At 63.2% G+C, this 21,123-nt stretch carries 25 protein-coding genes and 3 tRNA genes; 17 read left to right on the forward strand and 11 right to left on the reverse strand.

The genetic code is table 11. The annotated features are described in order from the left end of the window. Positions 1–39: 39 nt before the first annotated feature. From rsmB to DB032_RS00770, 5 genes are all read left to right on the forward strand, one after another. Positions 40–1,290, forward strand: a complete 1,251-nt coding sequence (rsmB, locus tag DB032_RS00750) for a 16S rRNA (cytosine(967)-C(5))-methyltransferase RsmB (protein WP_107797872.1) — start codon at positions 40–42, stop codon at positions 1,288–1,290. After that, a complete protein-coding gene (locus DB032_RS00755; protein WP_233246632.1) occupies positions 1,277–1,849 on the forward strand; it encodes a DUF4390 domain-containing protein in 573 nt (190 codons plus the stop codon). Before rsmB ends, DB032_RS00755 begins: the two co-directional genes overlap by 14 nt. After that, the gene (locus tag DB032_RS00760; RefSeq protein WP_107797874.1) at positions 1,849–3,957 is read left to right on the forward strand and encodes an ATP-binding protein; all 2,109 of its coding nucleotides are present in this window, start codon (positions 1,849–1,851) and stop codon (positions 3,955–3,957) included. Before DB032_RS00755 ends, DB032_RS00760 begins: the two co-directional genes overlap by 1 nt. Next, complete coding sequence (locus DB032_RS00765; RefSeq protein ID WP_019100015.1) at positions 3,957–5,225, forward strand: sigma-54 dependent transcriptional regulator; 1,269 nt, start codon at positions 3,957–3,959, stop codon at positions 5,223–5,225. The genes DB032_RS00760 and DB032_RS00765 overlap by 1 nt, the downstream gene beginning before the upstream one ends. Before the next feature lie 227 nt (positions 5,226–5,452). Further along, a complete protein-coding gene (locus DB032_RS00770) occupies positions 5,453–6,208 on the forward strand; it encodes a molybdopterin-synthase adenylyltransferase MoeB (RefSeq protein WP_107797875.1) in 756 nt (251 codons plus the stop codon). 49 nt (positions 6,209–6,257) lie between these two features. On the opposite strand, the gene DB032_RS00775 is transcribed toward DB032_RS00770, so the two are convergent. From DB032_RS00775 to DB032_RS00795, 5 genes are all read right to left on the reverse strand, one after another. Further along, entirely contained in the window at positions 6,258–6,743 is a 486-nt protein-coding gene (locus DB032_RS00775) for a TlpA disulfide reductase family protein (protein ID WP_107797876.1), read from the reverse strand. Between the two features lie 55 nt (positions 6,744–6,798). After that, entirely contained in the window at positions 6,799–7,212 is a 414-nt protein-coding gene (locus DB032_RS00780) for a thioesterase family protein (RefSeq protein WP_107801583.1), read from the reverse strand. Between the two features lie 70 nt (positions 7,213–7,282). Then, positions 7,283–7,651 carry a VacJ gene (locus DB032_RS00785; protein ID WP_107797877.1) on the reverse strand — a complete coding sequence of 123 codons (369 nt, stop codon included), beginning with the start codon at positions 7,649–7,651 and terminating at the stop codon, positions 7,283–7,285. 20 nt (positions 7,652–7,671) lie between these two features. After that, the gene (locus DB032_RS00790; protein WP_107797878.1) at positions 7,672–8,532 is read right to left on the reverse strand and encodes an energy transducer TonB; all 861 of its coding nucleotides are present in this window, start codon (positions 8,530–8,532) and stop codon (positions 7,672–7,674) included. A 140-nt stretch (positions 8,533–8,672) separates the two neighbouring features. Next, positions 8,673–9,140 carry a Dps family protein gene (locus DB032_RS00795; RefSeq protein ID WP_107797879.1) on the reverse strand — a complete coding sequence of 156 codons (468 nt, stop codon included), beginning with the start codon at positions 9,138–9,140 and terminating at the stop codon, positions 8,673–8,675. Positions 9,141–9,241: 101 nt separating this feature from the next. On the opposite strand from DB032_RS00795, the gene DB032_RS00800 reads away from it, so the two are divergent. After that, on the forward strand, positions 9,242–9,538 hold the full coding sequence (locus DB032_RS00800) for a DUF167 domain-containing protein (RefSeq protein ID WP_107797880.1): 297 nt from the start codon (positions 9,242–9,244) through the stop codon (positions 9,536–9,538). Here the strand turns inward: DB032_RS00800 and DB032_RS00805 are convergent. Beyond that, complete coding sequence (locus DB032_RS00805) at positions 9,532–9,969, reverse strand: FxsA family protein (protein WP_107797881.1); 438 nt, start codon at positions 9,967–9,969, stop codon at positions 9,532–9,534. The genes DB032_RS00800 and DB032_RS00805 overlap by 7 nt on opposite strands. A gap of 256 nt (positions 9,970–10,225) precedes the next feature. Here DB032_RS00805 and DB032_RS00810 point away from each other — a divergent pair. From DB032_RS00810 to DB032_RS00835, 6 genes are all read left to right on the forward strand, one after another. Then, positions 10,226–10,301, forward strand: a tRNA-Lys gene (locus DB032_RS00810). 36 nt (positions 10,302–10,337) lie between these two features. Then, a tRNA-Lys gene (locus tag DB032_RS00815) sits at positions 10,338–10,413 on the forward strand. A gap of 25 nt (positions 10,414–10,438) precedes the next feature. Beyond that, positions 10,439–10,514, forward strand: a tRNA-Lys gene (locus DB032_RS00820). A 246-nt stretch (positions 10,515–10,760) separates the two neighbouring features. Then, positions 10,761–11,342 carry a biliverdin-producing heme oxygenase gene (locus tag DB032_RS00825; protein WP_107797882.1) on the forward strand — a complete coding sequence of 194 codons (582 nt, stop codon included), beginning with the start codon at positions 10,761–10,763 and terminating at the stop codon, positions 11,340–11,342. Beyond that, the gene (locus DB032_RS00830; RefSeq protein WP_199225783.1) at positions 11,339–11,785 is read left to right on the forward strand and encodes a YbaN family protein; all 447 of its coding nucleotides are present in this window, start codon (positions 11,339–11,341) and stop codon (positions 11,783–11,785) included. The genes DB032_RS00825 and DB032_RS00830 overlap by 4 nt, the downstream gene beginning before the upstream one ends. Before the next feature lie 35 nt (positions 11,786–11,820). Continuing rightward, positions 11,821–12,150, forward strand: coding sequence for a hypothetical protein (locus DB032_RS00835; protein ID WP_146176547.1), 330 nt, complete (start codon positions 11,821–11,823; stop codon positions 12,148–12,150). Here the strand turns inward: DB032_RS00835 and DB032_RS00840 are convergent, their stop codons facing one another. Then, positions 12,151–12,744 (reverse strand): DUF4124 domain-containing protein, encoded by a 594-nt coding sequence (locus DB032_RS00840; RefSeq protein WP_107797884.1) that lies wholly within the window; start codon positions 12,742–12,744, stop codon positions 12,151–12,153. After that, a complete protein-coding gene (pyrE, locus tag DB032_RS00845) occupies positions 12,744–13,388 on the reverse strand; it encodes an orotate phosphoribosyltransferase (protein WP_107797885.1) in 645 nt (214 codons plus the stop codon). Before pyrE ends, DB032_RS00840 begins: the two co-directional genes overlap by 1 nt. A 74-nt stretch (positions 13,389–13,462) precedes the next feature. On the opposite strand from pyrE, the gene DB032_RS00850 reads away from it, so the two are divergent. Further along, entirely contained in the window at positions 13,463–14,239 is a 777-nt protein-coding gene (locus DB032_RS00850; RefSeq protein WP_107797886.1) for an exodeoxyribonuclease III, read from the forward strand. Then, the gene (locus tag DB032_RS00855) at positions 14,239–14,832 is read left to right on the forward strand and encodes an alpha/beta hydrolase (RefSeq protein ID WP_107797887.1); all 594 of its coding nucleotides are present in this window, start codon (positions 14,239–14,241) and stop codon (positions 14,830–14,832) included. Before DB032_RS00850 ends, DB032_RS00855 begins: the two co-directional genes overlap by 1 nt. 2 nt (positions 14,833–14,834) lie before the next feature. Here the strand turns inward: DB032_RS00855 and DB032_RS00860 are convergent, their stop codons facing one another. Further along, the gene (locus DB032_RS00860) at positions 14,835–15,671 is read right to left on the reverse strand and encodes a sulfurtransferase (protein WP_107797888.1); all 837 of its coding nucleotides are present in this window, start codon (positions 15,669–15,671) and stop codon (positions 14,835–14,837) included. Between the two features lie 39 nt (positions 15,672–15,710). After that, positions 15,711–16,376, reverse strand: coding sequence for an HIT family protein (locus tag DB032_RS24850; protein ID WP_107801587.1), 666 nt, complete (start codon positions 16,374–16,376; stop codon positions 15,711–15,713). Positions 16,377–16,554: 178 nt separating this feature from the next. Here DB032_RS24850 and DB032_RS00870 point away from each other — a divergent pair, with 178 nt between their 5' ends. The 3 genes from DB032_RS00870 (at position 16,555) to DB032_RS00880 (ending at position 20,423) form a co-directional block, all read left to right on the forward strand. After that, positions 16,555–17,853: a hemolysin family protein gene (locus DB032_RS00870; RefSeq protein ID WP_233246633.1), complete on the forward strand. Its 1,299-nt coding sequence runs from the start codon at positions 16,555–16,557 to the stop codon at positions 17,851–17,853. 174 nt (positions 17,854–18,027) lie between these two features. Continuing rightward, positions 18,028–18,285 (forward strand): acid-shock protein, encoded by a 258-nt coding sequence (locus DB032_RS00875; RefSeq protein ID WP_107797890.1) that lies wholly within the window; start codon positions 18,028–18,030, stop codon positions 18,283–18,285. 527 nt (positions 18,286–18,812) lie between these two features. Further along, positions 18,813–20,423, forward strand: a complete 1,611-nt coding sequence (locus DB032_RS00880) for a glycosyl hydrolase family 18 protein (protein WP_107797891.1) — start codon at positions 18,813–18,815, stop codon at positions 20,421–20,423. Positions 20,424–20,471: 48 nt separating this feature from the next. Here DB032_RS00880 and DB032_RS00885 read toward each other — a convergent pair whose 3' ends face one another. Continuing rightward, positions 20,472–21,020, reverse strand: a complete 549-nt coding sequence (locus DB032_RS00885; protein ID WP_107797892.1) for a cysteine hydrolase family protein — start codon at positions 21,018–21,020, stop codon at positions 20,472–20,474. Between the last annotated feature and the right edge of the window lie 103 nt (positions 21,021–21,123).

Here is a 21,123-nt window from a genome sequence, read left to right on the forward strand (position 1 = left end):
GGCATTGGCCTGTTTGTTATGGTTTGATAGAAAGCACCCATGCATCATATTCAGCAATTGGCCGCCAATATTCTGTTGCGCGTCGAATCCGGAACCAATCTGACCGAGGCCTTGGCCGAGGCTCAACGCAAGGCGCCGGAGTTGACGCCGTCCGAGCGCGGCGCTTTGCAGGATCTGGCCTACGGCAGCCTGCGCCACTTGGCGCGGCTGCGTTTCTACCTGCGCCAACTGGTGGCCAAGCCCTTGCCCGAGCCGGTGCTGGAGCGGGTGCTGATCGTGGCCTTCTATCAGCTCTCGCACACCCGCGCCGCCGAGTACGCGGTGGTGAACGAGGCGGTGACCCTGGCCAGCCGGCTGGCCAAGGGCAATTTCAAGGGCCTGGTCAACGGGGTGCTGCGCAACTTCCTGCGCCAGCGCGCCGCCTTGGAACGCGCGGCGGAAAAGGACATAGAGGCCAGCTTCAACCACCCGCTATGGTGGATCAAGGGCTTGCAGCGCGCCTATCCGGACGCCTGGCAAGCCGTGCTGGACGCCGACAACGGCCATCCGCCGATGACTTTGCGCGTCAATCGCCGCCATGGCGACGCCGCGACCTATCTGGAACGGCTGCGAGCCGCCGGGCTGGACGGCGAGGCTTTGGACGGCGGCTCGATCACGCTGGCGCGGCCGGTCAATGTGCGAGACTTGCCGGGCTTCGCTGACGGCGAAGTCTCGGTGCAGGATTGGGGCGCGCAGCAGGCCGCGCACTGGCTGGACCTGCGCGCCGGCCAAAGGGTGCTGGACGCTTGCGCGGCGCCGGGCGGTAAGACCGGCCATATCCTGGAGAGCGCCGATGTCGAAGTGACCGCGCTGGACATCGACGAGCAGCGGCTGCAGCGCGTGGCCGACAATCTGGAGCGCATCGGCGCGACCGCGCGGCTGCATGCGGCCGACGCCGGCCAGCCGGACGGCTGGTGGGACGGCCGGCCCTTCGACCGCATCCTCGCCGACGTGCCCTGTTCCGCCAGCGGCGTGGTGCGTCGCCATCCGGACATCAAGTGGCTGCGCCGCCCCGGGGATTTCGCCGCGCTGGGCGTGCAGCAGGCCGCCATGGCCGACGCGCTGTGGCCTTTGCTCGCCTCGGGCGGCAAAATGCTTTACGCTACGTGCTCCATTTTCCCCGAAGAGAATCAGCAACAGCTAGACTCCTTTCTGAATCGCCATGCGGATGCCGCGTGCCTGAGACAGGAGCAGTTGCTTCCTTGTGAGCGTCATGACGGCTTTTATTACGCGTTGCTTGAAAAACGTTAGCCTGCTGCTGTGCTTGCTGGCCGGTCTCGCCATGGCGGCGCAGGCCGAAACCATCAGTTCGCGTCGGGCTGAGGCCGAGGTGACGGCGGACGGCCAGTTGTCCGTCAGCACCCGGTTTCAGACGCGCTTGACGCCCAGTCTCAGCGACGCGCTGGAACAGGGCGTGGTGCTGCCGTTCCGGCTGGAGTTCCAGCTGACCAAGCCGCGTTTGACCGCTTACTATCTGAATTTCAGCGAGTGGTTCGATCCGCACGCCCAGCTGGGCTTCAAGCTGTCCTATCAGTCCTTGACCAATCGCTACCGCGTCACCATCGGCAATCTCTCCAACTACTACCCCACCCTGCGCGAAGCTCTGGGCGCAGTGGGCGCTATCCAGGGCTGGCGCGTGCTCAATTCCGGCACCCTGGACCCGCGGGCCTCGGGGCGCGTGGCCGGCCAGGTGCGGCTGTTGCTGGACATCGGCGAACTGCCCAAGCCCTTTCAATTGAACGCGCTGGGCTCGTCGGACTGGTCGCTGTCGTCCGACTGGGTCAAGCTGGACGTGAAGGACGGCGGCTGATGCGTTACGCGGTGATTGCGCTGGCGACGCTGGGCGCCATCCTGCTTTATCTGCTGGCCTTGGCCACCGGCAACGCATCCAAACTCAACGAATACTACTGGTGGGTGTTCGGCCTGAACGGCCTCCTGCTCGCCACGCTGCTGGGCGTGGTGGCGCGGCAGCTGCTGCGCCTGCGTCAGCGGGTGCGGCAACGGGTGTTCGGCGCCAAGCTGACCCAGAAGCTGGTGATGATGTTCGCGGTGGTGGCCCTGGTGCCGGGCATCCTGGTGTTCACCGTTTCCGCCCAGTTCCTGACCCGCAGCATCGAAAGCTGGTTCGACGTCCGCGTCGAGTCGGCGCTGGACCGCAGCCTGGGCTTGGCGCGCAACTCGCTGCAGTACGTGCAGGAAGACCTGGGGCGCCGCACGCGTTCGGTGCAGGACGATATCGAGTCCTTGCCGGAAGGCCTGCTGCCGGCGCGGCTGGAGCGCTTGCGCGAGCAACTGGGATTGCGCGAGCTTGCTGTCTATAGCCGCAGCGGTCAGCTGCTGGCCTTCGCCGGCGGACTCAGCGAGCGAGTGCCTCCTCCGCTGTCGCGCGAGAGCATAGGCAAGCTCAAACCGCGTCAGACGCTGGACAGCTTCGAGAACGACGGCGGCAGCGGCCTGGTGCTGAAATCGCTGCTGATTTACCGCAATCTGGACAGCCAGCAACGCGTGTTGCAGGCCCTGCAATCCGCTCCCGGCCGCATCGCCCAGGACGCGGAGCAGATCGAGACCGCGCGCGCGGAGTACCGCCAGCTGCTCTTGGGCCGCGAGGGCCTGACCACCTTCTACATGCTGACGCTGGCGCTGTCCGCGCTGCTGGCGCTGACCGCGGCGCTGGCCTTCGCCTTATTCCTGTCCGAGCGCCTGTCGGCGCCCTTGTCCGAGCTGGCCGCCGGCACCCGGGCCGTGGCGCAGGGCGACTTTTCCAAGCGCCACCCGGTATACCGGCGCGACGAGCTGGGCATGCTGACCACCTTGTTCAACCGGATGACGCAGCAGCTTGAGGACGCGCGCCACGCCGCGGACCTCAGCCGCAGCGAACTGGAAAGCAGCAAGCTTTACCTGGAAAGCATTCTGGCCAACCTGAGCGCCGGGGTGATCGCCTTCGGCGCCGATTGGCAGCTGCGCGCCGCCAATACCAGCGCCTCGCGCATTCTGGGCGTGGATTTCGCCGAGGTGTCGGATCAGGATTTCCCGCACTGGGCCACCTCGATTCCGGCGGTGGCGCCGCTGGTGGAGTGCGTGCTGGAGTACGCGTCCAAGAACAGCGACAGCGACTGGAAAACCCAGCTTAACTATTTGACGGTGCAGGGCGAGCGCACCTTGCTGGTGCGCGGCGCCCATCTGCCTGAGGCGTCTGCGGTGGGCTATGTGGTGGTGTTCGACGATATCACCGAACTGGCGCGCGCCCAGCGCGACGCGGCCTGGGGCGAGGTGGCCAAGCGGCTGGCGCATGAGATCCGCAACCCGTTGACGCCCATCCAGCTATCGGCGGAACGGTTGGCGATGAAGCTGCAGGACAAGCTGGCCGGCGCCGACGCCGACATGCTGCGACGCTCCACCGACACTATCATCAAGCAGGTGGGCGCGCTCAAGGCCATGGTGGACGCGTTTCGCGATTACGCGCGCGCGCCGCGCACCAAGTTGACCGAATTGGACCTGAATCAAGTGGTGCGGGAGGTGATGGCTCTTTACGAATCCAACTCTGCTGTTAAGATGGCGCTTGATGAAAGGCCGTTGATGATCATGGCGGATGCGGCATTGTTGCGGCAGGTTTTACATAACCTGATTCAGAACGCGCAAGATGCGGTCCTTGACGTTGACATCCCGATGATTCAAATTAGCAGCCGAAAAGAAGAAGGCTATGCGCTCGTTTGCGTGGAGGATAACGGTCCGGGCTTTGCTCCGGAGATCCTGCAACGCGTGTTCGAACCCTATGTGACCAGCAAGACCAAAGGTACCGGTCTTGGCCTGGCGGTGGTCAAGAAGATTCTTGAAGACCATCACGGGCAGATCAAAGTGGGTAATCTCGAACCGAATGGCGCGCGCATCCTTCTCTCCCTGCCATTGCTGGAGGCCTAATGCGTAGCAGCGATATTTTGATTGTTGACGACGAGATCGGTATTCGTGAATTGCTCTCCGAGATACTGCAGGATGAGGGGTACACCGTCGCGCTGGCGGAAAACGCCGAGGTAGCCAGACAGTTGCGCAACCAGACGCGTCCGGCGTTGGTGTTGCTGGACATTTGGATGCCGGATTGCGACGGCGTGACTTTGCTCAAGGAATGGGCCAAGTCCGGTCAGCTGAACATGCCGGTGGTGATGATGTCCGGTCACGCCAGCATAGACACCGCGGTGGAGGCGACTCGCATCGGCGCTTTCGACTTCCTGGAGAAGCCGATCGCGCTGCAAAAGCTGCTGACCACGGTGCAGCGGGCGCTGAAATACGGCGATATGCAGGCCAACACCTCGCTCAATCTGGACAAGCTCGGCCGCAGCGAGCCGATCCAGGAGCTGAAGCGGCAGCTGGAACGCGTGGCCAAGGTCAAGTCGCCGGTGCTGCTGACCGGCGAACCGGGTTCCGGCTTCGAACTGGTGGCGCGCTTCTTCCATCAGGGCAACACCCCGTGGGTGACGCCGGCCAAGCAGGAGCAATTGGCGGACGCCCCGCTGGAGCTGCTGCAAAAAGCCAATAACGGCGTCTTGTTCCTGCCGGAGATCGGCCAGTACGGCCGCCGCGTGCAACAAGGGCTGCTGTTCCTGCTGTCCAAGCTGGACCGCTTCAATGTGCGGCTGCTGTGTTCCTGCAGCCGCCCGTTGCAGGAACTGCTGGTGGATCCCGAGTGCGACAACCGCCTGCTGACGGCCTTGTCCAGCGTGATTGTGCCGATTCCGCCGCTGCGAGAGCATTCCGAAGACATCATCTTCATCGCCGAGCAGATCCTGACCGAGCTGGTGGAGTCCAAGCAGGTGCCGGCCCGCAAGCTGACCACCGCCGCGCTCAATGCGCTGCGTCAGTACGACTGGCCTGGCAACCTGGAGCAGCTGCGCAGCATCATCAAGAGCCTGGCGCTGACCTCGGAGTCGGACGAGGTGGACGCCGGCGAGGTCAACAAAGTGCTGGCGCAGTTCCGCCATGAGAAGCCGGTGGAGGAGTCCGGTTTCGACTTCAACATGCCCTTGCGCGAGTTGCGTGAACAGCTGGAGCGTCGTTACTTCGAGTACCATATCTCGCTGGAGAACGGGAATATGAGCCGGGTGGCGCAGAAGGTGGGCCTGGAGCGCACCCATCTGTACCGCAAGCTCAAGCAGCTGGGCATCAAGTTCGCCCGCAAGACGGTGGAAGAATAAGTCCGCGTTTCCGTTAGAACCGTTCAAAGTCTCGCGAGCAAGAGCGAGACAAGGCGAAAATGGCTGAAGAAGCGGAATGTACATACGGTACATGAGCATTCTGAAGGTATTTTCAACGCCGTATAGCTGAAGCGCAGCAGACTTTGAGCATAAGGCCAGCCCGCATACGGCTGGCCTTATGCTTTGGGCGATGGCGCGGCGGCGGCGTTCGGATTAGGCTAGCAATCATGATTGAACTCAACGACGAGGCGCTATTGCGCTATAGCCGGCACATTCTGCTGCCGGAAATCGACATCGCCGGCCAGCAGCGCTTGAGCCGGGCGCGCGCGCTGATCGTCGGCGCCGGTGGGCTGGGCTCGCCGGTGGCGCTGTACCTGGCGAGCGCCGGCGTGGGGCGGATCAGCATCGCCGACGACGATGTGGTGGAGCTGTCCAATCTGCAGCGTCAGATCGTTCACGACAGCGATAGCCTGGGGCGTTTGAAGGCCGAGTCCGCCGTCGAGAGAATGCGCCGCATCAACCCGGAGGTGGATGCGCGGCCGTTGGCGCGGCGGCTGGACCAGGCGGCCCTTGAGGAATTGGCGGCCGACCATGATCTGGTGCTGGACTGCAGCGACAATTTCGCCACCCGTCACGCGGTGAACCGCGCCTGCGTCGTCGCCGGCACGCCGCTGGTGTCCGGCGCCGCGGTGCGTTTCGCCGGCCAGCTGGCGGTGTTCGATCCGCGCGACGCGGCGTCTCCCTGCTATCACTGTCTGTTTCCGGACGAGGGCGAGGCCGGCGACGGGCCGTGCGCGACTTTCGGCGTGCTGTCGCCACTGGTGGGGGTGATAGGCAGCCTGCAGGCGGTGGAGGCGGTCAAGCTCTTGGCCGGCATCGCGCCGCGTTTGGGCCGGCTGACTCTGTACGACGGGCTGAGCGGAGAGTTCCGCCAGATCAAGGTGCCGCGGGATCCCGCTTGCGCGGTGTGCGCCGCGCGATGAAAAACGCCCCGTTTGACCGGGGCGTTGGTTTTGCCGGGGCGAGCGGGCATCACAGATGCTGTTGCACCAGCTTGCGTACTTCCTTGAAGTCCATCACGCCGACGTAGCGCTTGATGATCTTGCCCTGTTTGTCGATCAGGAAGGTGGTCGGCGCCAATTGGATGTCGCCGAAGGCCTTGGCGATCTCGCCATTGCCGTCCAGCGCGACGAAGAAGGGCAGCTGGTATTTGTCCACGAAGCTCTTCACGTAATTGGGCGGATCGTAGCTCAGCGCCACCGCGATGGTTTCATAGCCCTTGCCGGCGAACTCCTGATGCATTTTCTTGATTTCCGGCATTTCCTCAACGCAGCCCGGGCAGCTGGTGGCCCAGAAATTGACCAGCACCACCTTGCCCTTCAGCGATTCGGTGCTGGCGGTCTGGCCGCTGAGCGAGGTGTAGTTGACCTGGGGCGCCGGCGAGCCGGCGAACAGCGTCATATAGGCGACGACGGCGACCAGCGCGATGCCCAGCAGCGCGAGCAGACCTTTCTTCATTTCCTTATCCTGCGGTAAGGTCCGGGCGCGGCCCGGACGGTTCATGCCATGGCGATCAAGCCTGTTCGGCCAGCATTTGTTCCAGTAGTTCCTTCAGCTTGCCGTCCAGCGCCACCGCCTTGCCTTGTTTGGCGTCAAACACTGCGAAAGTGACGTCGGCCTCGGCCACCAGCTTGCCGCTGCCGACCAGGGTGACGCGTTGATGCATCACCGCGCTGCGGGTGCCTATCGATTTGACGCCGGTGTCGATTTGCAGCTCGTCGCCCATGGTGGCCGGGTAGCGGTAATCGATATTGATGTTGACGACCACCAGCGCCAGGCCGGACTGCAGGAACCAAGGCAGGTCGCCGCGGCTCTCGAAGTAGTTCCAGCGCGCCTCCTCCAGAAACTCCAGATAGCGGGCGTTGTTGACATGGCCGTACAGGTCCAGATGATAGCCGCGCACTTTGATCTTGGTATTGTGCTGCATGATGGTGTTTTCCCCTTTGCTCGTGATGGCGCGCTGCGCCGCCATGGACGGCGACGCTGCGGCGCCCATGTTATTCGCCCAGTTCCAGCGGCACGAAGGCCTCGCGCTCCAGCGCCTCGTCCACCAGATCGGTGACGATGGAATGGATTTCCAGCGAGAACCATTGCTGGAACAGTTCCAGCGACAGCTCTTCCGGCCACAGGCTGTCGTCGTCGCACCAGTCGGACAGCTCGGCTGCGAATAATTGCTGGTAACGCTCGAAAACAAAGGCTTGGGCGTCGGCGTAATCTTCCGCCGCCGGGATCAGCAGCGCGTTGCAGTCCTGGCCCAGGTGCTGCAGCGAGATTTCCTCGTCCAAGCCGCCGGGCAAGGATTGCAGCCAGGCGTGGAAGGGGGCGAGGGGGCGGATCAGGGCGATGCTGCGATTGACTTCGTACATGGAGATTCCTTGATGATGTGTCAGCGACTGGACAGTTGATTGTCGCGAGTGAAAACGAATTTCTGGCGGATGCGTTGCGAGCTGGATTGCTCCGCGAGCGAGGCCGGGAACGGCGCGTAGGGCGCGGCCAGTTCCACGATGCGGCGTGCGGCTTCGTCCAGCACGTCGAAGCCGGAGCTGCGCAGCACGCGCACGTCGCGCAGGCCGCCGTCGGCTGCAATCAGCACTTCCAGCGTCACGGCGCCGTGAATGTTCTGGCGGCGGGCGGCTTCCGGGTAATTGAGGTTGCCGATGCGCTCCACTTTCAGCCGCCAGTCTTCCTGGTAGCGGGCCCAGGGGTAGCCGCGGGCGCTTTCGGCCAGCTTGCCCTGTTTGCCGCCGCTTTCCTGCTCCTTGTCGGTCAGGCCGCTGTCGCCCAACTGCCGGCTCAAGTCGCCGACCTGGGCCAGCAGGCTGCCGGCGCTGACATGTCCGACCGTGCCGGACTGCGCGGCCGGCAGCGCCGGTTTTTTGCCGGCGTCAGGCGGTCGGGCCATGGTTTGTTGCCGCGGCGATGCGTCGGCGGGTTCGGGCGTGCCGGGCTCCGCCGGCGCGGCGACCGGCTTCGCGCGATGACTGGCCAGCTTGTCGCTTTGAGCGCTATTGCCGGCCCCTAGATTGTTCTGCTCCGCCAGCCGGCGGGTTTTGGGCGTCTGGCGGCTGGGCGTCTGGTTCAACTGCACATTGATGATCTGGGCGGAGACGGGCGCGGGCGGGCTGGAGCGTGGACGAATCTCCAGGCTGAACAACAGCGCATGGACCAGCAGCGAAGCGAGCAGCGTCAAGCCCAGCGGCAGCATGGTGGCGCTGGAAGTCGAGGGCGAGAGCGGACTAGTGGACATGGATGGCTGTTGTGTTGGCTTTCACCGGGTAAGCGGAGTTCGCCGCAGGCGGAACCGGGCGCAGCTGAAAGTGTAGCACGGCGGCCAGTAAAAACGCCGCGCTGAGCGCGGCGTGGCGATGCATCAAGCGTGCGGGCGTATTATTTTTCCAGCAGGCTGCGCAGCATCCAGGCGGTTTTCTCGTGAACTTGCAGACGCTGGGTCAGCAGGTCGGCGCTGGGCTCGTCGGCGGCGCGTTCCACCACGGCGAAAATGCTGCGCGCGGTGCGACATACGGTTTCATGGCCGTCCACCAGCTGGCGGATCATCTCCTCGGCCTTGGGCGGGGCGCCGGCGGCTTCCTGGATTGCGGTCAGCTTGGCGTAGTCGGCATAACTGCCCGGCGCGTGGTGGCCCAGCGCGCGGATGCGTTCAGCCACGGCGTCCACCGCCAGCGCCAGTTCGTTGTACTGGGTTTCGAACATCAGGTGCAGGGTGTTGAACATCGGCCCGGTGACGTTCCAGTGGAAGTTGTGGGTTTTCAGATACAGGGTGTAGGTGTCGGCCAGCAGGCGGGACAAGCCATGAGCGATTTCCTGGCGGTCTTGTTCGTTGATTCCAATATCCATCGCGATATCCTCATAAGTGAAGGGAGAGCGGAAGCCTCCCGTCGGCTGACGCCGGCGCGGCGGCTTTTGGACTACACTCTCCCGTTTTGCGGGAAAAAATCATGAAACCTTGGCTGGACTGCCGCAACGGCGCTGTCCGTCTGACGCTGCATGTGCAGCCCGGCGCCAGGAAAACCGAGGCGGCGGGCGAACACGGCGACTGCCTGAAAATACGTTTGGCGGCGCCGCCGGTGGACGGCAAAGCCAATGCCGCGCTGTTGGCCTGGCTGGCGCAGCGCTTCGCCGTGGCCAAGCGCGACGTTCAACTGCTGTCCGGCGACAAGAGCCGGCACAAGGTGGTCTTGCTTCAGTGCGAGATCACCGAGGAAGACGCGCTGCGGCGGCTGGACTTTCAGTGAAGGCGCCGGTCGGGCGGCGTGGTTTTGTCCACCCGGGTATATTCTCCATCGATGATGTCGGGGTCGGCGGCGGCTCCGGGTCCGGTCGCCGCGCGAGCGTTGACGGCAATGCTGGGGCCTTTGAAAGGCAGCAGCAATAGTACGGCGGCCAGGTCGCTGATGACGCCTGGTATCAGGAACAGCACGCCGGCCAGCAAATAACGCAGCGGCCAGAGCAAGGAATACAGCGATACGCGGTCGCCCTGGCGCATCACGCTGCCCAGGGTGAACAAGGCGCCGATCTGCTGGTTGCGCAACATCCACAAGCCCAGCAGTGAAGACAGCACGACGAAAACGAAGACGGCGAGCCCGCCGAAGTGGTCCGCCAGCGCCACCAGGGCGGCGATTTCAGCGAAGGGGTACAGCAACAGCAGGATGAGGAAGGTGCGCATGGGCAACTGAATCCGGTAAGTGGGTTTCGCGATCAGGCGGCGGACGCGTAAACCTGATCCCTTGTTGTACACATGGGTATGGCTTGGCGGCTTTCAAGGCCGGTCTGGAATTATCGTTCGGGCTTAGATGATATCGCGGCGCTTCGGTTCCCGTTTCAAGCGGGCTTTTCCGCCTGTGCCGCTGTCATTATCATGAAAAAAATGCAAAAACCCGTTGACGACCCTGAACTGTTTCATTATAGTTGCGCTCTCTCTTGGGTCGTTAGCTCAGCTGGTAGAGCAGCGGACTTTTAATCCGTTGGTCGCAGGTTCGAATCCCGCACGACCCACCAGTTTCCGATACCGGAAATTGCCAAGAGTTTTGTTGGGGGTCGTTAGCTCAGCTGGTAGAGCAGCGGACTTTTAATCCGTTGGTCGCAGGTTCGAATCCCGCACGACCCACCACGACAAACTCTTAGCGCCCAGGATCGGGTCGTTAGCTCAGCTGGTAGAGCAGCGGACTTTTAATCCGTTGGTCGCAGGTTCGAATCCCGCACGACCCACCAAATATATAGCAATCAGGCCAGTTCGCGAGAACTGGCCTTTTTGTTTTCTCTCGCTTCCCTTGTTTCCCTCTGCTTTAGCGTTTGCCGGTTTTCCCGGGTCTTTCTCGCGGACATGTCTTTGTCGTGGTAAATTTGATAATGATTGTAAGAATCATTCGCATTATAATGGCGAGTTATTCGCCTCTTCCCGGCGTCCGCGCCGCCGCGCGCAGGCGCCGGGATCGCATCAAACAGGAAACACAGAGCATGACTACCGTTGTCGAGAGAACCCGCACCCAGGACTTGAAGGCCCGCACCCACGAAACCCACGACGCGCTGGACCAGCGCATCATGGCGAATCAGCCGTTCGCCACCCGTGAAAACTACGCGCGCTTCCTGCTGGCGCAATACCGCTTCCTGCGCGATGCCGACGCGTTGTACGACAATCCCGAGCTGGCCCGCCTGTTCCCGGACCTGGCCGAGCGCCGCCGTTACGACAGCATCGCCGCCGATCTGCGGGATCTGGACCGTCCGCTGCCGGAATTGCGCGAAGCGCCGATCAGCAGCACGCTGGACGTGGCCAGCGCGATGGGTTGGCTCTACGTGGTGGAGGGCTCCAAGCTGGGCGCGGCCATTCTGTACAAGCTGGCCGGCAAACTGGGCCTGGACGAGCATTGCGGCGCCCGTCACCTGGCCGGCCACCCGGACGGCCGCGCCCGCCACTGGCGCGCGTTCACCGCGGCGCTGGACGGTCTGCAGCTGGACGAGGCGGCCGAGCAACGCGTCACCGCCGGCGCGGTGGCCGCTTTCGCCTGCATGAACAGCCATCTGGACCAGGTGTACGCTTGAGTCAGCGTTTGCGGCACCCCGCGGTGCGCTGGCTATACCTGTGCGCCGGCGTGGCGATGCTGGCCTTGGGCGTCATCGGCGCCTTGCTGCCGGTGATGCCGACCACGATTTTTCTGATTTTGGCCTTGGCTTGCTTCAGCAAGTCCTCTCCGCGGCTGGAGCAGCGGCTGCTCGCGCATCCGCGTTACGGGCCGGGCCTGCGCCGCTGGCGCGAGCACCGCGTGGTGCCGGTCAAGGCCAAGTGCTTCGCCGCCATGGGCATGGGCGCGGGTTTCGCCGCCTTGTTGCTGGCGCGGCCTCCGCACTGGGTGCCGTGGCTGGTGGGGGCGATCGAATTGAGCGTCTTGCTGTACTTGCTGTCGCGGCCTTCGCAGGCGATCGAACCGGCCGGGACGGCCGCGGCGCCCCAGCCGGATTTAGCCAAAACCCCGCCGCCGCGTTAAGCTTGCGCATCGACACCGAAAACGGGAGCTGTGTGATGAGGGTAAACGGAATCGTCGCGGCCTTGGCCGCCCTGGCCTTGCCTGCCTTGGCTTTGGCGCAGACGGCGGACGAACAGTTGCTGGCGGCGCAGATGTACTACCAGCAAGTGCGCGGCGCGCAGCAGAAGGCGGACGCGCGTTTGACGCAGGCCGAGTCCGACAAGCTCAAGGCGGAGCAGCGACTGAGCGAGGCTCAGGCGGGCTTGAGCGGCGCCACGGCGGAACTGGAGGCAGCCAAGTCGGCTCAGGCCGCGGCGGCGCAGACCAGCGAGGCGGCCACCAAGGCCTTGAACGAGGCTTGGCAGCGCAAGGACGGCGGGCAGTAGTTAGCCGCCGCGCAATTGCCGGTAGCGGTTGAGGTCGTTCTGAGTCTTTTGGCGGAAGGCGGCCAGCTCTTGCTGCTTGGCGGCGATTTGCCTGGCCAGTTCGGCTTGCTCCGCCTGTAGCACGTTCAGATTGCGCTGACTGTTTTGCGGAGGGGCCTGTTTGTTGCGCCGGCTTTGCGCAATGTCTTGCTGAATGCCTTGAATTTGCAGCGTCAGGCCGCGAGAGCGCTGTTGCAGCGCGTCCAGCGCGCTTTGCAGCACGGCCTGCTGTTTGGCGCGCTCGGCCTGCAGTTGCTGCAGGTTGGCGTAGCTTTCCACCAGCGCGTTGTCGCGGCGGGTGTTTTCCAATTGCTGGGCGTCGCGTTGTTTTTGCGCGGCCTCGGCGGCTTCGCGCGCCTGGCGGGCGGCGGGGCTTTCCGCCGGTTTGGTGACGGCGCCCTGCTTGGACAGCTCGGCGACGCCCTGCTGCTGGCTTTGCAGCGGCGGGGAGTCGCTGTAATGCACTTTGCCGGATTCGTCCACCCACTTGTAGAGGCCGCCGGCGCAGGCGGCGGTTCCCAGTATCAGCAGCGCAAGTCCGGCAAGCGGTTTCATCAGTCGTTGACTCCGTATTGCGCCCGGTAGGCGCGCACCGCGTCCAGGTGCGCCGCCAGTTCCGGGCTGTGTTCCAGGAAGCCGAGCAAATCTTTCAGCGTGGCGATGGCGATGACCGGCAGGCCATGTTGCTGGGCCACTTCCTGCACCGCCGACAATTCGCCGCTGCCGCGTTCCATGCGGTCCAGCGCGATGGCCACCCCGGCCGGTTCGGCGCCGGCGGCGCGGATCAGCTGCACCGATTCGCGCACCGAGGTGCCGGCGGAGATCACATCGTCGATGATCAGGACCTTGCCTTGCAGCGGGGCGCCCACCAGGGTGCCGCCTTCGCCGTGGTCCTTGGCTTCCTTGCGGTTGTAGGCGAAGGGCACGTTGCGACCTTGTTCCGCCATCGCCATGCAGGCGCCGGCGGCCAGGATGATGCCTTTATAGGCCGGGCCGAACAACATGTCGAATCGCACGCCGCTTTCCAGTATCGACTTGGCGTAGAAGCGCGACAAGTGCAAAGTGGACAGACCGTCGTTGAACAGGCCGGCGTTGAAGAAGTAGGGAGACTTGCGGCCGGCCTTGGTGATGAACTCGCCAAACTTCAAAACCTGCTTGTCGAGCGCAAAACGAATAAAATCCTGACGGAAATCGCTCATCATTACTCCTTATTAACTGTTAACTGTTTGAACGGCTGAAAAAATTGCCGGCAAGCATATCACGGGAGAGTCCTTTGCTTCGAATCGTTTCCGCCAATCTGAACGGCATCCGCTCCGCCGATAAAAAAGGCTTTTTCGACTGGTTGGCCGGAATAGACGCCGACTTCGTCTGCGTGCAGGAACTGAAGGCCCAGGCCGGCGACCTGTCCGAGCGCATGCGCCAGCCGGACGGGATGACCGGCTATTTCCATTACGCGGAAAAAAAGGGCTACAGCGGCGTAGGCCTGTATACCCGTCATCAACCGGATGCGGTGGTGGAGGGGCTGGGCGTCGACTGGATCGACGCCGAAGGCCGCTTTTTGCAACTGGATTTCGGCAATCTCAGCGTGATTTCGCTGTATCTGCCGTCGGGCTCCAGCAGCGATGAACGCCAGCAAGTGAAATTCGATTTTCTCGACGTGTTCATGCCGCATCTGGAAACGCTGCGCGCGGCCGGCCGCGACATCGTGATCTGCGGCGACTGGAATATCGCCCACAACGAGATCGATCTGAAGAATTGGAAGGGCAATCTGAAGAACTCCGGTTTCCTGCCGGAAGAGCGCGCCTGGATGACGGACTTGCTGGGCCGCGTCGGCTGGTGCGACGCCTGGCGCCGCCTGTACCCGGACACGCCGGGCTACACCTGGTGGAGCAACCGCGGCCAGGCTTACGCCAAGGACGTGGGCTGGCGTATCGATTATCACATCGTGACCCCGTCGCTGATGGAGCTGGCGCGCAAGGCCTCGGTATACAAGGACGAGAAGTTTTCCGACCATGCGCCGCTGATCGTCGATTACGAACGGAGCCTGTGATGTTGGACGAGGACGACGTCACCTTGATCACGGTGCCGGGCTGGGGCAATTCCGGCGCTGAGCATTGGCAGACCAGTTGGGAGCGCTGCTACCCCTTGGCGCGCCGGGTGGAGCAGGACGATTGGCTGTACCCGGAGTGCGAGGCCTGGGTGGAAGGCATCCGGCGCACGCTAGAGCAGGTGCCGGGCCGCTGGATGCTGGCGGCGCACAGCCTGGGCTGCCATGCGGCGGCGGCCTGGCTGCGGACCTTGTCCTTGCGCGAACAGAAGCGGCTGCAAGGGTTGCTGCTGGTGGCGCCGCCGGCCTTGCCCATCAGCGAGGCGCGGGCGCGGGCCAGCGGCGAACTGCCGGAGGACGCACCCTTGCCCGCTTTCGCCGGCTTCAACGCGCCGACGCTGCTCTTGCCGGCGCCGGCCTTGCTGGTGGCCAGCCGCGACGACTTGTTCTGCGACATGGCCGAGGCCGAGGCGATGGCGCAAGCCTGGAGCTGTCCCTTGGTGGATGCCGGCGCGCATGGACACCTGGGCAGCGCCGCGCGCCTTGGGCATTGGCGCTTCGGCCAGGATTTGCTGCAGGAACTGATGCTGGCCTGAGCCTAGCGCGCCACCGGCCGCGCCGGGTCGCTGCACCATTCGCTCCAGGAGCCTGGGTAGAGCCGGCTGCCTTCGAAGCCGGCGTGGCGCAGCGCCAGCAGATTGTGGCAGGCGGTGACGCCGGAGCCGCATTGATGAACGATGGACGCCGGATCGAGGTCGCCGAGCGCCGCTTGCCATTCGGCGCGCAGCTGTTCCGCCGGCTTGAAGCGGTTGTCGGCGTCGACGTTGAGCATGAAGAAGCGGTTGGCCGCGCCGGGAATATGGCCGCCCACCGGATCCAGCGTTTCGCCTTCACCGCGGAAGCGCTCGGCGGAACGGGCGTCCACTACGGTGAAGGCCGGCTGCTCGATATTGCTCAGCACGGCGGCGGCGTCGACGGTGTCTTCCAGCGCGGGCTTGATCGAGAAACGGCAGGGATGGCGTTCCGCCGTTTGCTGGTCGAGGGCGCGGCCGGTCCGGGTCCAGGCCTGGACGCCGCCGTCCAGCACCGCGACCGCGGAGTGTCCCAGCCAGCGCAACAGCCACCAGGCGCGGGCCGCGTATTGTCCGGCGGCGTCGTCGTAGGCGACCACCTGGGTGTCCGGAGTGATGCCGATCGCGCCGAGGTCCACCGCCAAGCGGCTGCCGTCGGGCAGCGGATGGCGGCCGTTGGCGCCGGTCTTGCTGCCGGAAAGATGGTAATCCAGGTTCAGGTAATGCGCGTTCGGCAGGTGGCCGGCCTCATAGGCGGTCAAGCCATAATCTGCTTGTTCCAGCCGGAAGCGGCAATCCAGAATCACAAGGCGTTCTGTCGGCAGAGCCGCCAGCTGTTCCGCGGAGATCAAGGTTTGGTGCATGGCATTCCTCTTTCTTGATGGATGGCCGAGGGCGGGCGCTTAGCGCAGCCGTCCGGCCTGATAAGGATGCGGGCAGGGCAGCAGTCGGTAGCTGCCGGGCTCCAGGCGCAGGCTGTCCACTTGTTCAGTGCCGTCAGGGCCGCAGCGGCGCAAGGCCAGCCAGTGCCGGCCGTCGGCGTCCACGCTGTCGACAGGCCAGCTCAGGCCGGATTCGGCGAAGAAGCGGTAGCAGGCCAGATCGGCGCCTTCCAACCCGTCCGGAACCTGGTCCACCTGGATTTGATAGTCCAGCCAGCAATGAGTCTGGGCGGCGGCGAGCTGTCGGCGCAACTGCTCCGCCAGTTGCGGCCAGGCGCGCGGAGCGCTTTGGCGGCGGGCCGCGGCCCAGATCGGGGCGGGAAAATGAGCGTCGTCGGCGAAGCGGGGAATCACGTGCCAGTGCAGGTGGGGCACCATATTGCCGAGGCTGGCCAGGTTGATCTTGTCGGCTTGCATGCAGTGCAGCAGCGCGGCTTCCACGTAATGGACCCAGTCCAGCAGGTGTAGGCGGTCGCAGGCGGACAGGTCCGTCATTTCCTTGACGTGGGCCTTCCAGATCACGCGGCAGAAACCGGGGTAGCCTTCCTCGTCCACCAGCAGGACTTTGAGATGATCGTCTTCGTGCAATACTTGCCCGGCCGGGGCCTGGCACAATTCACAATCCATGATGGCGGCCTTTTGAAATGCGGAAACCTTATTGTAACGGTTGCCGCGGGCTTCGGCTAAAGCCCGGTTCGCTGCTATCATTACAGAAATTATGATTTGAACTATTTATCATGCCTTCTGCCGTATGCCGTCGCCTGTGCGGTGTTCAGGCGCTGCGGCGGGCACAATGGAGAGCTTGATGACGGATATGATGATTATTCTGGCGCTGATTCTGGCCAGCGCCTTTTTCTCGGTGTCGGAAATATCGCTGGCGGCTTCCCGCAAGATCCGCTTGCGTCAGATGATGGACGAGGGCAACGTCAATGCCGGCAAGGTGCTGGCTTTGCAGGAGCATCCGGGACATTTTTTCACTGTGGTGCAGATAGGCGTCAATGCGGTGGCCATCCTGGGCGGCATTGTCGGCGAGGCGGCGTTCACGCCCTTCTTCGCCCGCGTATTGGGGTTTTTCCTGTCCCCGGATCTGGCTCAGAGCCTGGGTTTTCTCTCGTCCTTCCTGCTGGTGACCAGCCTGTTCATCCTGTTCGCCGACTTAACGCCCAAACGTCTGGGCATGGTGGCCGCGGAGACGGTGGCGGTGCGCATTGTGCGGCCCATGCTGTTCATGGTGTTGCTGTTCAAGCCGCTGGTGTGGCTGTTCAATGAATTGTCCGGCCTGCTGCTGCGGCTGGTGGGCATGCCGACCAGCCCGCGCGACGAGATCACCAGCGACGACATCTCGGCGATGATGGACGCCGGCGCGGAAGCCGGCGTGCTGCACCGGCAGGAACATCAGGTGATTGAGAACGTGTTCGAGCTGGAAAGCCGGCTGGTGCCGTCGTCGATGACGCCGCGGGAGAGCATCATCTATTTCACGCTGGACGAAGCGGAGGACAGCATCAAGTCCAAGGTGGCCGAGCAGCCGCATTCCAAGTTCCTGGTCTGCGACAACGGCATCGACAATGTGGTCGGCTACGTCGATTCCAAGGATTTGCTGCGCCGGGTGCTGGCCGGCCGCGCGATCTCCTTGAAGGAGCCCGGCTTGTTGAAGACGGTGCTGCTGATTCCGGACTCCTTGACCTTGTCGGAGTCGCTGGATCAATTCAAGGGCACGCGCGAGGACTTCGCGGTGATCTTGAACGAATACGCTTTTGTCGTCGGCCTGATCACGCTCAATGACGTGATGTCCACGGTGATGGGCGATCTGGTGGGCCAGGGACAGGAGGAGCAAATCGTCAAACGCGACGAGAATTCCTGGCTGGTGGACGGCATCACCCCGGTGGAAGATGTGCTGCGGGTGTTGGAGATCGACGAATTGCCGGACGATCAGAACTACGAAACCGTGGCCGGCTTCATGATGTATATGCTGCGCAAGATTCCACGCCGCACCGATTGCGTGCAATACGCGGGCTACAAGTTCGAAGTGGTGGACATCGATAATCACAAGATCGATCAGATCCTGGTGACGCGGGTGGCGGCCAAGGAGCCGGCGTCGGTCTGAGAAGGTTTGACTCCGCTCGCGTGAAGAGGCGCGGCGCTGAGGCCTTGTACGATCGGTTACATGATTTAACACAGGCCTCACAGACTGCGGCGAGGCGGCTTGCATATGATGAATTCAAGGACGCACCAGGACGGTGCCCTGACAACCGATAAGTCGCAGACTTGGAGAAACATCATGAAAAAGATCACCGCACTGATCCTGGCTTCCGTAATCGGCCTGACTTCCGCCGCCGCCTTCGCCGCCGACGCCTCCGGCCCGGCCGCCAAGGCCGCCGCTCCGGCGCACGCCAAGAAGCATCACGCCAAGAAACACCATCACAAGAAGCACGCCAAGAAAGCGGCTTCCGCTCCGGCCGCGCAGAAAGCCCAGGCCGCCAAGAAGCACGTTAAGAAGCATCACCACAAAAAAGCACAGGTGAAAAAAGCGGCTTGATTCTGCGGCTACAGGCAGGGTATCGGGAGGAGGCCAAGGCCTCCTCTTTGCGTTTCTGGCCGGTTGCGGCATGCGTTTGGCTTGCGATTGAAAACGTAATGGTTTTGTAGTGGCATGGTTTTGTGAAGCCCATGCTTTTGCTGTGAAGTTTTGTCTCAAATTGCCAACAGGCATTTCTCCTGTGCTTAAGCGGCTTTCTCACTGAAGAAATAGACATCGCCAAGTGCGCTGTTTATCTCCTTTTCTTGGCTATTTGCGCGATAAATTCGCCTAAATTCGCGTAAACCTGAACTTTCCCGCATTTTTGAGCCACAGCTGCGCCCTTGTCGGCGTAAGACAATCCTTTTGACCTGTTTTAACTGTTATTAAGGACAGGTTGGTGAAATTTGGGTTGGCAGCGGTGGAGTGATTGCTCGAATCTGATACCACTGTAATACCACATGTCCGAACTAAAACGCCGGCTTGCGGTGCTGCAGCGGGGACAGCATGACGCTGCCGTGATCACTGACAGAATTGAGGAGGTCCGAATGTCGAAACTTTCGTTGACGTTGTCGGCGCTGTTTGGGGGGGCTGGCTTGTTGTTGAGCAGCGCGGCGGCGTTCGCCGCGCCGGCCTGCAGTGCGTGGAGCAATGCGCAGACCTATAACGGCGGCGATTACGCCTTGTACGCCAACAAGACCTGGCGCGCCAAGTGGTGGACGCAGAACAATCAGCCGGGCGCGGATCAATGGGGGCCGTGGGAAGAGCGGCCTGCCGGCGAATGCACGCCGGGCGGCGGCGATCCCGGCCCCGGACCGGGCACCGGCGTGCCGCCGGAACCGACGCCGACCGTGGGCCGTCATGTCGGCTCTTATTTTGCGCAATGGAGCATTTACGGCCGCAATTACAAGCTGCGCAATCTGGTGGACGCCGGCGGCGACAAGAAGCTGACCTTCCTGAACTACGCCTTCGGCAACGTCTACGCCGACGGCAAGTGCGGCATGGTGACCCGTGCAGAGAACGGCAACGGCGACGGCGGCGACGCTTGGGCCGATTACCAGAAATCCTTCGGCGCCAATGAGTCGGTGGACGGCAAGGCAGATGCCTGGAGCGATCCGCTGCGCGGCAACTTCAATCAGCTGCGCAAGCTGAAGCTGGCGAATCCTTCGCTGAAAGTGCTGATTTCGCTGGGCGGCTGGACCTGGTCGAAGAATTTCGGCAAATTCGCCGCCACCGACGCCGGCCGCAAGACCATGGTCGCATCCTGCATCGATCTGTACCTGAAAGGCAATCTGCCGGTGGGCGAGAACGCCGGCGGCGCCGGCGCGGCCAAGGGCGTGTTCGACGGCATCGACATCGATTGGGAATACCCGGGCGGCGGCGGTCTGCCGACCAATAGCGTGGATCCCAACGATAAGCAGAACTTCACCTTGCTGATGGCGGAATTCCGCAGCCAACTGGACGCGCTGACCGCGCAGAACAAGCGCCGCTACTACCTGACCGCGGCGATTGGCTCCGGCGTCGACAAGATCCGCCAGACCGAGCCGGCCAAGTACGCGGCCTATATGGACTGGATCAATGTGATGACTTACGACTTCAATGGCGGCTGGGACGCCAAGGGGCCGACCAACTTCCAGTCCAATCTGTTCCGCGATCCGGCGGCTCCGGTGACCGGCGACCGCGTCTACTACAACGTCGACGACTCGATCCAGACCCTGGTCAAGGGCGGAGTGCCCAAGGCCAAGCTGAACGTGGGCATCCCGTTCTATGGCCGCGGCTGGGCCGGCGTGGCGGCCGGGCCCAAGGCCGATGGTCTGTACCAGGTGGCCACCGGCGCGGGCAAAGGCACTTACGAAGCCGGCATCGAGGATTACAAGGTGCTGAAGACGCGTTCGGCCAAGCAGTTCGTGCATCCGGTCAGCAAGCAGCTGTGGACTTACGACGGCAACGAGTTCTGGAGCTACGACGACCCCGCCACCATCCGCACCAAGTTGGATTACGTGCGTCAACAGCAGCTGGGCGGGGTGTTCAGCTGGTCCTTGGACGGCGACGACGCTCAGGGTACTTTGCTGAAGACCACCAGCGAAGTCCGTCAGGACGCCGCCGCGGCCAAGAAGAAGGCGGCCGCCAAGGCCTCGGCCGCATCGCCGTTGAAGTAAAACGGAAGCCGCAAACAAAAACCGCCGGGCGTGCCCGGCGGTTTTTGTTTAGGCCGCGCCGCTTTCCAGTTCGGCGATGTTGCGCACGCGTAGGGGCTTGGGTGTTTCGTCCAGATTGGACCAGACCCAGTTGAAGTGATCGATCACCTGTTCCGCGTTCAGCCGCGGCCGCGGTTTGCAGGTGTGGGCGTCGGCGATCAGGGTGACAGCGTATTCCTGCGACATCGCCGAGCGCAGCGTGCTGTCCACGCAGAACTCGGTGGCGGAACCGGCCAGCCACAGCTCGTCGACATCGCCGCCGCGCAGCAGCTCGGTCAGCGTGGTGCGCTGGAAGCTGTCGCTGAAGCGTTTGTGCACCACGGCGTCGCCGTCCAGCCGCGCCAGCGCCGGATGCAGCTGCCAGGCCTCGCTGTCGCGCGCCAGATCGCTGCCGGGACCGTTGTCGTGCTGGATGAAAATCACCGGCATGCCTTGGCGGCGCGCCAGCGCGATGGCGCGGTTGAGATTGGCCAGCACGGCGTCGGCGCGGCCGGCGCGGGGCTGGCCTTCGATCTGACCGTATTGCACGTCGATGACGATGAGCGCTGTGTTGCCCATGGATTGTCCTCCAACCTTAGAACGTGTTTACGATCTTGCGAGCTAAGGCGGAAACGAGCGAAAAAGCGGAATGTACAGGTGGTACATGAGCACTGAGCTTGGT

Origin of the sequence: Chromobacterium sp. Panama (genome assembly GCF_003052555.1) — a bacterium.
GTDB lineage: Bacteria > Pseudomonadota > Gammaproteobacteria > Burkholderiales > Chromobacteriaceae > Chromobacterium.

Coding starts and splice junctions, on each gene's coding strand:
- rsmB (WP_107797872.1), top strand. CDS start 40: ATGCATCATATTCAGCAATTGGCCGCCAATATTCTGTTGCGCGTCGAA.
- DB032_RS00760 (WP_107797874.1), top strand. CDS start 1,849: ATGCGTTACGCGGTGATTGCGCTGGCGACGCTGGGCGCCATCCTGCTT.
- DB032_RS00765 (WP_019100015.1), top strand. CDS start 3,957: ATGCGTAGCAGCGATATTTTGATTGTTGACGACGAGATCGGTATTCGT.
- DB032_RS00770 (WP_107797875.1), top strand. CDS start 5,453: ATGATTGAACTCAACGACGAGGCGCTATTGCGCTATAGCCGGCACATT.
- DB032_RS00775 (WP_107797876.1), bottom strand. CDS start 6,743: ATGAAGAAAGGTCTGCTCGCGCTGCTGGGCATCGCGCTGGTCGCCGTC.
- DB032_RS00780 (WP_107801583.1), bottom strand. CDS start 7,212: ATGCAGCACAATACCAAGATCAAAGTGCGCGGCTATCATCTGGACCTG.
- DB032_RS00785 (WP_107797877.1), bottom strand. CDS start 7,651: ATGTACGAAGTCAATCGCAGCATCGCCCTGATCCGCCCCCTCGCCCCC.
- DB032_RS00790 (WP_107797878.1), bottom strand. CDS start 8,532: ATGTCCACTAGTCCGCTCTCGCCCTCGACTTCCAGCGCCACCATGCTG.
- DB032_RS00795 (WP_107797879.1), bottom strand. CDS start 9,140: ATGGATATTGGAATCAACGAACAAGACCGCCAGGAAATCGCTCATGGC.
- DB032_RS00800 (WP_107797880.1), top strand. CDS start 9,242: ATGAAACCTTGGCTGGACTGCCGCAACGGCGCTGTCCGTCTGACGCTG.
- DB032_RS00805 (WP_107797881.1), bottom strand. CDS start 9,969: ATGCGCACCTTCCTCATCCTGCTGTTGCTGTACCCCTTCGCTGAAATC.
- DB032_RS00825 (WP_107797882.1), top strand. CDS start 10,761: ATGACTACCGTTGTCGAGAGAACCCGCACCCAGGACTTGAAGGCCCGC.
- DB032_RS00835 (WP_146176547.1), top strand. CDS start 11,821: ATGAGGGTAAACGGAATCGTCGCGGCCTTGGCCGCCCTGGCCTTGCCT.
- DB032_RS00840 (WP_107797884.1), bottom strand. CDS start 12,744: ATGAAACCGCTTGCCGGACTTGCGCTGCTGATACTGGGAACCGCCGCC.
- pyrE (WP_107797885.1), bottom strand. CDS start 13,388: ATGAGCGATTTCCGTCAGGATTTTATTCGTTTTGCGCTCGACAAGCAG.
- DB032_RS00855 (WP_107797887.1), top strand. CDS start 14,239: ATGTTGGACGAGGACGACGTCACCTTGATCACGGTGCCGGGCTGGGGC.
- DB032_RS00860 (WP_107797888.1), bottom strand. CDS start 15,671: ATGCACCAAACCTTGATCTCCGCGGAACAGCTGGCGGCTCTGCCGACA.
- DB032_RS24850 (WP_107801587.1), bottom strand. CDS start 16,376: ATGGATTGTGAATTGTGCCAGGCCCCGGCCGGGCAAGTATTGCACGAA.
- DB032_RS00870 (WP_233246633.1), top strand. CDS start 16,555: ATGACGGATATGATGATTATTCTGGCGCTGATTCTGGCCAGCGCCTTT.
- DB032_RS00875 (WP_107797890.1), top strand. CDS start 18,028: ATGAAAAAGATCACCGCACTGATCCTGGCTTCCGTAATCGGCCTGACT.
- DB032_RS00880 (WP_107797891.1), top strand. CDS start 18,813: ATGTCGAAACTTTCGTTGACGTTGTCGGCGCTGTTTGGGGGGGCTGGC.
- DB032_RS00885 (WP_107797892.1), bottom strand. CDS start 21,020: ATGGGCAACACAGCGCTCATCGTCATCGACGTGCAATACGGTCAGATC.